Genomic DNA, 13,264 nt, shown 5'->3' with positions numbered 1-13,264 from the left:
TCCAAGTAACTTGGAGATATATTTTATTCAGTTATACCCAGCACTTTTTTGACGGGTTTGTAGCTTTTTCTATATTGCGCCAATAATTCAGGGTGGTCGCTAATACCATGCTGTTCAATGGCGGCTAGATGTGCTTTGGTAGGATAACCATTATGTTTAGCAAAACCAAACTCAGGGTACTTACTATCCAATTGCTTCATTTCTTCATCTCTTGCCACTTTGGCAATAATCGAAGCTGCGCTTATTTCGGCCACGCGTAAGTCCCCTTTCACGACCGCTAAACTTGGCATAGGAAGTGCAGGGACACGATTACCATCAATAAGCACAAACTCAGGAGAGATCGACAGCCCTGCAATCGCTCTTTGCATTGCAACCATGGTCGCTTGCAGAATATTGAGCTCATCAATTTCATGAGCTTCACAGCGACCTAAAGACCACGATAAAGATTTTTCCTTTATTTCAGGTAATAAGGCTAAACGTTTTTTTTCAGATAATTTTTTAGAATCGTTTAATCCTTCAATTGGATTATTCGGATCCAAAATAACAGCTGCGGTCACCACTGCGCCGACTAGCGGGCCACGCCCCACTTCATCGACCCCAGCAAAAATCTGATAACCTTGGGGGTATTCAAAATCAGGTAATATCACACTCATTGGGCATTCTCATGGTCAGTAGCAATTAATGTCGGGTCAATTAAACGTAATACCGCTTGTGCCGCTTGAACATCGGCATCTTTACGGATCCATTGATGCATTTCATGGAAAGCAGCTTGCATCTCTTGCCCTTCTTCCGACAGTAAACGCTCTATTTCTTGAGTTAAATTTTCTGGTGTACAATTTTCTTGAAGAAGTTCTTTTACTAATTCTTTATCCGCCAGAATATTGGGTAATGATACATAAGGCGTTTTTAACATACGTCTTGCAATAAATGCGGTTAAGGCATTCACCCGATATCCGACGACCATTGGACGGTTAACAAGCATACACTCTAACGCTACGGTGCCTGAAGCTAGCATAACTGCATCTGAAGCCTCCATAACCGTTCGAGCGGTACCATCAATCAATTCAAAGTGAAGCTCTGGCGCAATAGATTGCCATGCGGCTTCAAATTGCTCACGGCGCTTTTGATTGACTAACGCCACGACAAAGCCAAGTTCAGGATGCTTCTGTGCAAGCTTTTGACAAGTTTGTATGAAGGGCTCACACAGCATTTTTAATTCCGAACCACGGCTTCCAGGAAGGACAGCAAGCCATGTTTTACTTTGATCTAAACCTAGTGCTTCACGCGCGGCAGTTTTATCGGTTTCAAGTGGTATGGTATCTGCCAAAGTGTGCCCAATAAATTCACATGGGACATCAAATTTATCGTAAAAAGCTTTTTCAAATGGCAAGAAAGCCAATACTAAATTGGTTGCTTCTGCGATGCCATGAATACGGTTTTGACGCCAAGCCCAAACGGATGGACTAACATAATGGACGGTTTTAATCCCAGCACGCTTTAAGTCTAACTCAACGCGCAGATTAAAATCAGGTGCATCAATCCCAATAAAGACATCCGGTGGGGTTTGTTTAAAGTGCTCAACAATCGTTTTTTTGACTTTAAGTAAACGTGGCAATCGACCCAGCACTTCCACTAAGCCCATAACAGATAGTTCTTCCATTTCAAATAACGACTGACAACCTTCTGCCATCATTTGTGGACCACCAATACCAACAAATTCTGCATCAGGATGAAGATCCTTGATCGCTTTGATCAGGCCTGCACCTAACGTATCACCTGATAATTCTCCAGCAATCACACCAATTCTTAATGGACGAGACATATCATACCTTTGGCTTAATCAATAAAATCACTTCAATAAAAAAGGCCTAAGCAATTTAGACCTTTCAATGACAAACTGTATCACACTCGCTAGCCTGAATTCTAACGAATGATACCGCGCTCAGTTGTTTCCAACATCTCAGAGAAACGAGCAACTGAAGGCCACTCTTTTGCCATTTCTTTTAAAATAGGCTTCACTTCTTCAAGTGTTTTACCTGTACGGTAAATTTCTTTATAAGCTTTTTGTAAGGCGCGAATTTCCGGCTTTTCAAAGCCATTACGTTTCAAACCAACAAGGTTTAGGCCAAATGGAGAAGCATGGTTACCTTGAGCTAAAACATACGCAGGAATATCTTGCACTACAGCAGAACACCCACCCACATAAGCGTAAGCACCAACCGTACAGAATGGGTGAATAGCTGATAGAGCCATCACACCTGCGTAATCGCCAACCGTTACATGGCCACCTAGAATGGCATTGTTGCCAATATGCGTATGATTTCCCACAATAACATCATGAGCAATATGCGCATTCACACACAATAAATTATCATTACCGACAACAGTCTGTGCTTTATCTTGGGTGGTACCACGGTGGATCTGAACACTTTCACGGATCACATTGCGATCACCAACGATAACTTTGGTGATTTCTCCACCATATTTCTTATCTTGGTTTTCTTCACCAATCACAGCTTGTGGGAAAATACGGTTATCTTTACCAATAACAGTATGACCTTTGATCACCACATGTGACATGATCTCGGTACCTTCACCGATTTCTACCGTTGAAGTGATATAAGTAAAAGGGCCGACGGTTACATTCGCGCCAATTATCGCGCCTTCTTCGACCACAGCTGCAGGGTGAATTTGAGCAGTTTCATGGATCATAGACATATTAACTCTTTAGAATTCGCGGCGTGCGCATTTTAGTTCTGCTGAACAAACAACATCACCATCAACTTTTGCAACACCATTAAATAATGCGATACCACGGCGTTCTTTTAGAAATTCGACTTCGATAATCAGTTGATCACCTGGCACTACTGGTTTACGGAATTTTGCATTGTCGATACTGGCAAAATAATACAATTCATTTTCAGTCGGAGCACCAAATGATTTAAATGCTAATAGACCAGTCGCTTGTGCCATCGCTTCTAAAATAAGCACACCTGGGAAAATCGGTAATTGTGGAAAATGGCCGGTAAATTGCGGTTCGTTTACTGAAACGTTTTTTAAACCAATAAGATATTTACCTTCTTGGTAATCTGTTACTCGATCAATCAATAGGAATGGGTAGCGATGAGGTAGTAGTTCCCTGATTTCAGTAATATTTAGTGTTTTATTTTCTGTAGTCAAAATCATTATCCTATGAATAATCTTAAAAATAACATCGATGCCGATTATAAACGAAAAAGGCCTGCAATGGGCAGGCCTTTATAAAAGTCAGACCGACTTAATCTTCAAATTTCTTTTCTAACGTTTTTAATCGCTTATGCATATCATCGATCTTAAGAGTGCGAGCAGCCGTTTTACGCCATTCTTTATTGGTTTGCAGTGGAATACCTGATGAATAAATGCCTTTCTCAGGAATGCTACGCATTACCATGCCCATACCTGTGATAGTCACACCATCTGCAATTTCAATATGACCATTTAAAACAGATGCTCCACCTATAATACAGTACTTACCAATTTTCACACTGCCGGCGATAGTGGTAGAACCAGCAAGAGCCGTTCCATAACCAACATGAACATTATGAGCAATCTGCAAGTGATTATCGATGATCACATTATCTTCAATTACAGTATCATCAATGGCACCACGGTCAATCGTAGTACAAGAACCAATCTCAACACGATTCCCAATGGTAACAGAGCCAAGTTGAGGGATTTTCACCCATTCACCTTTGGTATTGGCGTAACCAAACCCATCAGCACCAATAACGGTATTAGACTGAATTAAGCAAGACTCACCAATCACAACATTATGATAAATGCTCACATTCGCCCACATTTTCGTATTAGCACCAATAGTGGTGTTCTTACCAATAAAGCATCCTGCGCCAATAACGACGTTATCACCTAATGTAGCACCAGATTCAATCACTGCATTATGACCAACACAAACACCTTCACCTAGAACGACGTCTTCAGCAATATAGGCTGAAGCTTCGATACAACTCGCCGGTTCAGGTGTTGTATCTAATGCTTGCGCTACAAGAGCAAACGCTAAATACGGGTCATCAACCACAATCGCATTGGTTTGGCAAAGTTCCAACTCACTTGACTTAATCAAGACAGCGGTCGCTTTACATTCGCTCAAATGCTTACGGTATTTGGCATTGGTCAAAAAAGTAATTTGACCTTCACTTGCTTTATCCATAGCAGCAATAGTAGAAACGGTAAGATCACCGTTTCCATGCAATTCGCCGCCCGTAATTGCTGCTAATTCAGCAAGAGTAAGTTTTGGCATCATTGAATTCTATTATTTAAGTGCTTTGATTACGGAATCAGTGATATCTGAACCAGGTTTTGCATATTGAAGTGCTTGTGCATCAATAATCATGTCGTAACCTTGCTGCTCAGATACTTTTTTAACTGCATCTTGGATTTTAACAAACAGCTTTTGCTTTTCTGCACCTTCACGTTTCTGAGCATCACGCTCTAACGCTTGGCCTTTAACTTTGTATTCAGCTTGAAGTGTACCGATTTCAATTTGCAGCTTACGCATATCATCTTCACTTAGAAGTTGGCCGTCGCGACGAGCTTTATCCATCTTAGTTTGAATTTTTTTCTGAATCGAATCTAATTGAGCTTTTTGATCTTTAAATTCAGATTGAAGCTTTTTAGCGATAGCTTCACGTTGTGGCAACGTTTGGAAGACTTTAGCTGTATTTACATAACCCACTTTTTCAGCGGCTTGTGCTGCAGTAGCAGCTAAAGAAGACGTTAAGATAACTAAGCTGATACCAGCGACTTTAATAAATTTTTTCACTATCATTTCCTTACAAAAAAAGGCTTAAAATTAGAACGTTCGACCAATCGTAAAGGTAAAGAATTCTTCATCATCACCTTCATAAATTTTAATTGGTTTTGCCATAGAGAACACTAAAGGCCCCATAGGCGATACCCATTGTAACGCGATACCATATGACGAGCGGTATGTCAGCGGATCTGAATAATCATAGTAATAATCCTTACCAGCCATATTCGCATCAGCTTCGCGATAATTAAACTCTGTATCCCAAACACTTGCTAGATCCACAAACACACTGGTTCGTAATGAATTTTGCAACTCTTCTGATGCAAATGGCGTTGGCACTATCAGTTCGACACTTGCCGTTGCAGTTGCATTACCACCGACAGATTCATCTGTAGCAACATAATTTGGATTATTACCACCATTAGCACCGCCTTCATCATACACTGCTTTAGGCCCTGCTGAGTTCGACCCAAAACCACGTAATGAAGAGAAACCACCAGCATAATAGTTTTCATAGAATGGGAATAAATTATCATTGCCATTCGTTGAACCATAACCATTACCATACCCTAATCGACCGCGAAGTAAGAGTGTAAAATCTTGTTTCTTCGTCAGTGGGATATACTGTTTCGCATCATATTGCATTTTATAATACGGTACGTCAGAGCCAGGTACGGTAATTTTAAAAGTTGCACGTTGATGGTTACCCGCTGTTGGAAAATAACCTTTATTTAAGTTATTACGTGTCCAAGCGATGTTAATATCAAAATCATTTACATTTAACTCACCTGTTTCAGTGTCATAATTCCCAGCACTTTTTTGTGTATCTAGGAACCCTTGGTTCTGAACATAGGGATCAACGTTAGAGATTTTATTGTGAGTGTATCCAATACCAAGCTCGATAAAGTTAAGCTCATCAATCGGGAAGCCCCACGTTAAATCTGTACCATAACTTTGGTTGGTATAGTCAACAATACCCGCTTCTGAAGCTTCAAATTCATTGTAAAATATTTTACCACCAAGGCTCACACCATCGAGTGTCCAATATGGATCTCGGTAGTCTAAACTGATATTTTTTTGATAATCATTGGTCATCGCATTAATACCGATGCGATCACCTGAACCTAAGAAGTTGTCTTGTTGCAAGCCGACTTGGAAACTAATACCGGATTCAGTGCCATAACCCACACCAAAGTTCACACTACCCGAATTGGCTTCTTTAACGTTATAGATAACATCAACTTGATCATCCGTTCCTGGGACGCGTTGTGTCTGAACATCAACCGTTTCAAAGTAGCCTAGTCGGTTTAGACGAGCTTTACCGGTTTCAATTGATTTAGAGTTCAGCCAGCCACTTTCCATTTGGCGCATTTCACGGCGTAACACTTCATCTTTAGTAATGTTATTACCAGTAAAACGAATATCTCGTACGTAAATACGGCTACCAGGATCCACCTGAACCGTTAATTTCACCTCTTTACTAACGTCATCAAACTCAGGAATGGTTTGTACCTTTGGATACGCATATCCAGATTCACCTAACGTTTTCTTAATACTATCTTCAAGGCCTGTAACTAAAGAGCCGTTATAGGTATCACCAACCTGAAAAGGCACCATTGCCTTAAAGTCATCATCTTTGCCAATCAGATCACCACGGAAGTTAACAGACTTAACGGTATACGGTTCGCCTTCATCTAGATTCAAGGTAATATAAACACCTTTCTTATCCGGAGAAATCGATACTTGGGTCGAGGTCACTTGAAATTTCAAATAGCCACGATCGAAATAATAACTACGTAATTTTTCGATATCACCCGCTAAAACTTGTTTTTGGTATTTCTCATCAGCTAAGAAATTCCACCACGGTACATCAGCGTTTAAATCAAAACGAGAAAGGAGTTCATCATCAGTATATGCTGTATTACCGATAAAGTTGATTTGTTGGATTTTAGCTGAAACGCCTTCCGTAAAGACAAATTTAAGGTCTGAACGGTTACGAGGAAGAGGTGTTACCACTGCTTTTACTGTCGCGTTATATTTACCAACACTGTAGTAAAAGTCCTCTAAGCCTTTTTCAATAGTACTGAGCTTTGTTCGGTCAAGAGCTTCACCCACACGAATGCTTGAAGCATCCAAATTTTGTGTAAGTTGCTCGTCTTTAATTGCTTTATTACCAGAAAATGAAATATCGGCAATCGTTGGGCGTTCTTTCACTTTAACAAGTAAAACATCGCCATCACGATACACTTTCACATCTTCAAAATTACCCGAAGCGTACAGTGCTTGAATAATAGATGAAGCATCTTGCTCATCAACGGTATCTCCTACTCGAACAGGCATTTTTAATAGCACTGCACCAAGAGCAACACGCTGTAAGCCTTCGATTTTGATATCTGAAACTTCGAAAGATTCAGCCTGTGCAACCGAGCTGATCATCAGCAAGGTCGTAATCCATAAACGCTTGATCGCCATAAATGTTCTTATTAATCCTTTATACTTCTTGGTCTTGTTAAACCACTGCGGGCATTACAAACGAGCAAAATCATTAAAAATTGCAATTAACATCAGTGAAAAGATAGCTGCACTGCCAATCTTATACCCGACTTCTTGAACTTTTTCTGGTATTGGGCGACGAATAATCGCTTCAATTGCAAAAAATAATAAATGTCCACCATCCAAAACAGGTAATGGCATCAAATTGATAATACCTAAGTTAACACTGATTAAAGCCAGAAAACCGAGGAAGTACACTAAACCATAGTCAGCTGTGGTACCAGCGCCTTTTGCAATAGTTATAGGGCCACTTAAATTTTTAATACCGACATCACCAGTGAATAATTTCTTCACCATGGTCAGTGTTAAATTAATAATCTGACCTGTTTTTTCTACTGCTTTAGGTATTGATTCAAAAAAGCCGAACTTTTGTTCAAATCTATAGGTATCTGGCCATTGTCCCATTGATGGTGCAATACCTGCAAACCCTATTGTGTCACCATTTTTTAAAGTTTTACTCTCAGGGATCAATGTAATGGTTTGTTCATTACCGTCTCGTTCTATTTGTAAATCAAGTGGCTGTGACGGTTTGGCTTTAACTGCATCCACAAACTCTTGCCAATCGTCGACCTCTTTACCATCAATAGAAAGAAGTTTATCACCAACGGCAAAACCAGCTTTTTCCGCTGCACTGCCTTTACTGACGTTTGAAATAATAGAAATGATTTCTGGCCGGTAAGGTTGAAAGCCTAATGTCGCCATTGCCGAATCAACTTCTGGATCAAACTTCCATTCATTAGTGTCTAAAGTGACCGTTCGCTGAACACCAACATCTTGAGGTGAACTCACTTTCAAAGTAATCGATTCATCGCCTATATGTGAAACTAAGGCCATATTAACCGAGTCCCAATCTGTGGTTTGGATGCCCGAAATTTCTTTTAGTTCCATGCCAGATTCAATTCCTGCTTTTGCAACAATCGAATTTGGTGTCACTTCTCCAATAACCGGTTTTACCGCAGGCACACCGATCATAAAAACAAGCCAATAGGCAAAAATAGCAAAGAAGAAATTAAAAGCAGGGCCTGCAGCAACAATGGCGCTACGTTTCCATAAACTTTTATGATTGAAGGCTAGGTGCTTTTGATCTTCAGGGACTTCATCCACACGAGAATCAAGCATCTTAACAAAACCACCAAGAGGAATCATGGATATTGAATATTCAACACCATCTTTCCCTGTACGACTCCATAGTGATTTACCAAAACCAATGGAAAATTTTTCGACTTTAACGCCGCATCGACGTGCGACCCAAAAATGACCAAACTCATGCACGGCAACCAGAACACCAAGTGCAACAATAAATGAAGCTAAATTCCATAATATGCTTGTCATTACGTACGCTCTGCTACTAATTCTTCTGCATAGATTCGAGCTATTCTATCTAGCTCAAGTAAGCTTTCCAAACTCTCTGTATTAAGAGTCGATAAACCACACACTTTAGACATTACTCTATCATTAATTATCGCAATATCAGTAAATTTCAATTTGTGCTCTAAGAAGGCCTCTACCGACACTTCATTCGCAGCATTGATCGCTGTTGTCGCATGCTGCCCAATATAGCAAGCTTCCATAGCTAACTTTAGGCAAGGGTAACGCGACAGATCAGGTGCTAAAAATGTCAAATCCGCGATCTTAGTAAAGTCTAATGGTTGAACACCTGATGGAATTCGATCTGGGTAAGACATAGAAAGTGCTATCGGCGTACACATATCCGGTTCACCAAGTTGCGCTATCACCGAGCCATCAACATATTGAACCATCGAATGAATTACCGACTGAGGGTGGATTAACACTTTAAGCTGTTCTTGTTTAGCATTAAACAACCACTTAGCTTCAATAAATTCAAGCCCTTTATTCATCATAGTCGCTGAATCAACTGAAATCTTTGGCCCCATAGACCAATTGGGGTGTGCTATCGCCATTTCAGGGGTAACTTGAGATAACGTGGAAATATCAGTGTATCGAAATGGGCCGCCTGATCCTGTTAATAGTATTGATTCCACGCCATTTTCTTTCAAATCACAATAACCAAGATCGGTTTGCACTGTTTGAGATAAGCATTGAAAAATTGCATTATGCTCACTATCAACGGGTAAAATTTGCGCACCATATTCTTTAGCTGCATCAATGAAGAACTGGCCAGACATCACCAATGACTCTTTATTAGCCAATAAAATACGCTTGCCTGCTTTCACAGCCGACATAGTAGGCAGCAAACCCGATGCACCAACAATGGCCGCCATCACCATATCAACCGATGAAGCAGAAGATATCTCGCATAAACCTTCTGTACCCGCTAAAACCGACGTAGTGCTATTTACTAAAGCCAGTTTCTTTTCCAGTTGAAATGCAGCTGATTTATCTGCCATTGCAGCGTATTCAGGTTGCCACTCAAGGCACAACTGATACAGCTTTTCGACATTTGAATTTGCGGCTAGAGCATAAACAGAAAAATCATTAGAATTTTGCGCAATGACCGACAATGTACTTGCGCCTATAGATCCAGTCGCGCCAAGAATCGTTATCTTTTGCATATAAAATTAACCACTTAGATTTGAACGTATAGAAAAGATAGTGTTATTGGCAAATAAAATACAACAACGCAAAAACAGGAAAAGCAGCCATTAAACTATCAATACGATCTAATATGCCACCATGACCAGGGATGATGTTACTGCTGTCTTTAATATTTGAAACTCGTTTCAGCATACTTTCAACCAAATCGCCTAATACCGAAATCACAACCGTAATAAAAGTAATCGCCAGCATAGCGAATAAACTAGAGAAATGAATATTTAGTAGTTGAGAGCCAAACCAACCAACGATCATCGCTAACACGACACCACCAAATAGTCCTTCAAGCGTTTTATTTGGGCTGACATTTGGCGCCATTTTATGTTTACCAATCGCCTTGCCAGTAAAATAGGCACCAGTATCGGCAGCCCATACAAGTAGACATACAAACATAACCAGTTTAGCACCGTGATAGGGATTGATGGCGTAATCTTGTGCTCTTAACAAGAACACTGCCCACAAAAAGGGAATCAAGGACAACATACCAAATGCATGTCTTAATGATATACGGCCATGCCATATACTGATCGTTTTAGGATAAGTAAGAGCTAATATACTGGCACAAACCCACCAAATACTACCCGCAGCCAGAACCCATAAGTGACTCTGCATGACCATTGATAAATGAAGGGTGTCAAAAGGAAAAATCAGAAAACTGAGCGCAAGTACCAACAAAGAAGGTATTAAACTTACTTGGCGTGATTTTGGCTCAACAAATTGGGTCCATTCCCAAAAGCCAATAACCGTTACCGCTGTCAGCGCAATAATGAAAAAAGGGATTGAAAGCTCAAACACACCCCAAACAACAAGTGGGGCTAATATTAACGCTGTAATAATTCTTTGTTTCAAACTTTCTTCCTTTATTTTTGTTTCATCAGCGATTGAAGTTGCTCGCTGGTGCAACCGAATCGTCTTTCCCGATTAATAAACCAAGTAATCGCATCTAACAACGCTTGTTCATTAAATTCAGGCCAAAATAATTCCGTAAAATACAATTCAGCATATGCCATTTGCCAAAGCATAAAATTACTAATACGGCATTCGCCGCTGGTGCGTATCATCAAATCGACATCGGGTAAATCGGCCATTGAGAGATGCTGAGAAATGGTATTTTCGCCTATTTGCTCTGGCGTTAACTCACCATCGGCTACTTGAGCGGCTACTTTTTTAACCGCTTCAGTAATATCCCACTTCCCGCCGTAATTAGCGGCGATATTAATGACAGTACCCGTATTCTCTTTTGTTAGCTCTTCAGCCGCTGCAATTTTTTGCTGTAATACTTGTCCAAAACGAGTTTTATCGCCAATGATGCGTAATTTTAAATTATTTTTATGTAATTTTTTGACTTCACGAGTCAGGACAGTGATGAACAGATCCATCAACAAATTAACTTCTTCTTCAGGACGCTTCCAATTTTCGCTACTAAATGCAAACAAGGTTATCGCTTTAATGCCTAAGCGACTTGCTGTGCTAATGGTTTCTCTGACGGATTTAACCGCCATTCGGTGGCCATATAAACGCGGTTTACCTTGTTTTTTAGCCCAACGTCCGTTGCCATCCATAATGACGGCGATATGTTGTGGCAAAAAATCTGATGAGAATTGGGAGTTAGGCATTATTGTATTCATTGTTGTAGAGAAAATTTGCATAAAAAAACGCTGTGCTGTCCAGCACAGCGTTTTTAATCAGAAAAATGAAATTAAACTTCCATTAACTCTTTTTCTTTAACCGCAAGCATTTCATCGATGTTTTTTACTGCTGCATCGGTGATTTTTTGGATTTCATCTTGTGCTTTACGATCTTCATCTTCTGAAATGTCTTTGTCTTTCAAAAGAGATTTAAAATCAGCATTCGCATCACGACGAATATTACGAACCGCGACACGGCCGCCTTCAGCTTCAGCGCGAACAATTTTCACAAGATCTTTACGACGTTCTTCCGTTAAAGGGGGAAGAGGTACACGGATAACCGTACCTGCTGACATTGGGTTTAAACCCAGATCAGATTTCATAATGGCTTTTTCAACAGCGGGTGTTAATTCTTTATCAAAAACCGTAATCGCTAATGTACGCGCATCTTCAGCAATAATGTTAGCAACTTGGCTTAATGGTGTAGGTGCTCCGTAATACTCTACAGAAATACCTTGTAAAATACTTGGGTGTGCACGGCCAGTACGAATTTTTGACAAGTTAGTTTTAAGAGCATCAACACTCTTTGCCATGCGCTCTTGAGCGTCTTGTTTAATGTCGTTAATCACAATATCACCTTGTGTTTTATTGTCTGGATGAAGTTGGCGTAAACATAACCAACTCTCTTTGAATGATTCAATAGTTATAACCTAAGAAGTCATAATATCAACAAGCTTAAATTATTAACGATAACTTATTCAGCTTGGTCGCTAATCAGTGTGCCTTCTTGCTCACCCATTACAACGCGACGTAGTGCACCCGGCTTGTTCATATTAAATACGCGGATAGGCATTTTGTGGTCTCGAGCCAAAGTGAAAGCAGCTAAGTCCATCACTTTTAATTCTTTTTCAAGCACACTGTTGTAGCTGAGTTTATCACACAAAATCGCATCAGGGTTAGCAACTGGGTCAGCAGTATAAACACCGTCCACTTTGGTTGCTTTTAAAACAACATCCGCTTCAATTTCAATACCACGAAGACATGCGGCTGAATCGGTTGTGAAGAATGGATTACCTGTACCTGCTGAGAAAATCACAACACGACCTTGACGTAACTGGCTAATTGCATCCGCCCAATTATAATCATCACACACACCTTTTAATGGAATGGCAGACATAACACGCGCATTAACATAAGCACGATGTAGTGCATCACGCATTGCTAAACCATTCATTACCGTTGCTAACATCCCCATATGATCTCCAACCACACGGTTCATTCCAGCTTCAGCAAGACCTGCGCCACGGAATAAGTTACCACCACCGATAACCACACCAACTTGAACACCAAGTTCAACCAACTCTTTCACTTCTTGAGCCATTCGATCTAAGACCGTTGGATCGATACCAAAACCTTCTGCGCCCTGTAGGGCCTCACCACTAAGTTTTAACAAAATACGTTGATATGCTGGCTTAGGATTTGTTGTCATGGGGATTACCTTTCAAAAAGTGTTTTTGATTAACTGTTATGGATAGACGTTACTTAGATTGTTGTTACTAGCAACACTTAGTTAGCTACTCAAGTAAGAACGGTTCTAAATAAATTGAGTGTAATATCTATTGATAACAATTAACGTTGCGAATAGCTCAAACAATGAGACTCGCTGACCTTATTCACAAAAAGACCGCAGCATGGCTACGGT

At 40.3% G+C, this 13,264-nt stretch carries 13 protein-coding genes; all 13 read right to left on the bottom strand.

Annotation, left to right across the window (positions count from 1 at the left end; genetic code table 11):
• Nucleotides 1–23 precede the first annotated feature (23 nt).
• The 13 genes from rnhB to pyrH all read right to left on the bottom strand — a co-directional run bounded on the left by rnhB (nucleotide 24) and on the right by pyrH (nucleotide 13,051).
• Nucleotides 24–653, bottom strand: a complete 630-nt coding sequence (rnhB, locus tag A1QC_RS11155) for a ribonuclease HII (protein ID WP_017025897.1) — start codon at nucleotides 651–653, stop codon at nucleotides 24–26.
• Entirely contained in the window at nucleotides 650–1,822 is a 1,173-nt protein-coding gene (lpxB, locus tag A1QC_RS11150; RefSeq protein ID WP_017025896.1) for a lipid-A-disaccharide synthase, read from the bottom strand. Before lpxB ends, rnhB begins: the two co-directional genes overlap by 4 nt.
• Nucleotides 1,823–1,923: 101 nt before the next feature.
• Complete coding sequence (gene lpxA, locus A1QC_RS11145; protein WP_026025923.1) at nucleotides 1,924–2,712, bottom strand: acyl-ACP--UDP-N-acetylglucosamine O-acyltransferase; 789 nt, start codon at nucleotides 2,710–2,712, stop codon at nucleotides 1,924–1,926.
• A 15-nt stretch (nucleotides 2,713–2,727) separates the two neighbouring features.
• On the bottom strand, nucleotides 2,728–3,186 hold the full coding sequence (gene fabZ / locus A1QC_RS11140; RefSeq protein WP_017025892.1) for a 3-hydroxyacyl-ACP dehydratase FabZ: 459 nt from the start codon (nucleotides 3,184–3,186) through the stop codon (nucleotides 2,728–2,730).
• A 91-nt stretch (nucleotides 3,187–3,277) separates the two neighbouring features.
• A complete protein-coding gene (gene lpxD, locus A1QC_RS11135; RefSeq protein ID WP_017025890.1) occupies nucleotides 3,278–4,297 on the bottom strand; it encodes a UDP-3-O-(3-hydroxymyristoyl)glucosamine N-acyltransferase in 1,020 nt (339 codons plus the stop codon).
• 12 nt (nucleotides 4,298–4,309) lie between these two features.
• Nucleotides 4,310–4,819 (bottom strand): OmpH family outer membrane protein, encoded by a 510-nt coding sequence (locus tag A1QC_RS11130; protein ID WP_017025889.1) that lies wholly within the window; start codon nucleotides 4,817–4,819, stop codon nucleotides 4,310–4,312.
• A gap of 30 nt (nucleotides 4,820–4,849) precedes the next feature.
• Entirely contained in the window at nucleotides 4,850–7,279 is a 2,430-nt protein-coding gene (bamA, locus tag A1QC_RS11125) for an outer membrane protein assembly factor BamA (protein WP_017025888.1), read from the bottom strand.
• Nucleotides 7,280–7,333: 54 nt separating this feature from the next.
• On the bottom strand, nucleotides 7,334–8,692 hold the full coding sequence (gene rseP, locus A1QC_RS11120; protein WP_017025887.1) for a sigma E protease regulator RseP: 1,359 nt from the start codon (nucleotides 8,690–8,692) through the stop codon (nucleotides 7,334–7,336).
• Complete coding sequence (gene ispC / locus A1QC_RS11115) at nucleotides 8,692–9,894, bottom strand: 1-deoxy-D-xylulose-5-phosphate reductoisomerase (RefSeq protein WP_017025886.1); 1,203 nt, start codon at nucleotides 9,892–9,894, stop codon at nucleotides 8,692–8,694. The genes rseP and ispC overlap by 1 nt, the downstream gene beginning before the upstream one ends.
• Before the next feature lie 43 nt (nucleotides 9,895–9,937).
• The gene (locus A1QC_RS11110) at nucleotides 9,938–10,783 is read right to left on the bottom strand and encodes a phosphatidate cytidylyltransferase (RefSeq protein ID WP_017025885.1); all 846 of its coding nucleotides are present in this window, start codon (nucleotides 10,781–10,783) and stop codon (nucleotides 9,938–9,940) included.
• Nucleotides 10,784–10,794: 11 nt separating this feature from the next.
• Nucleotides 10,795–11,550 (bottom strand): isoprenyl transferase, encoded by a 756-nt coding sequence (locus A1QC_RS11105; RefSeq protein ID WP_017025884.1) that lies wholly within the window; start codon nucleotides 11,548–11,550, stop codon nucleotides 10,795–10,797.
• 83 nt (nucleotides 11,551–11,633) lie between these two features.
• The gene (gene frr, locus A1QC_RS11100) at nucleotides 11,634–12,191 is read right to left on the bottom strand and encodes a ribosome recycling factor (protein ID WP_017025883.1); all 558 of its coding nucleotides are present in this window, start codon (nucleotides 12,189–12,191) and stop codon (nucleotides 11,634–11,636) included.
• Between the two features lie 125 nt (nucleotides 12,192–12,316).
• Nucleotides 12,317–13,051: a UMP kinase gene (gene pyrH, locus A1QC_RS11095; protein ID WP_017025882.1), complete on the bottom strand. Its 735-nt coding sequence runs from the start codon at nucleotides 13,049–13,051 to the stop codon at nucleotides 12,317–12,319.
• Nucleotides 13,052–13,264: the final 213 nt, after the last annotated feature.

It is taken from the genome of Vibrio rumoiensis 1S-45, assembly GCF_000286955.2.
Taxonomy (GTDB): Bacteria; Pseudomonadota; Gammaproteobacteria; order Enterobacterales; family Vibrionaceae; genus Vibrio; species Vibrio rumoiensis_A.
Note: the sequence above shows the minus strand (reverse complement) of the source record. Positions and strands in the feature narration are given on the sequence as shown.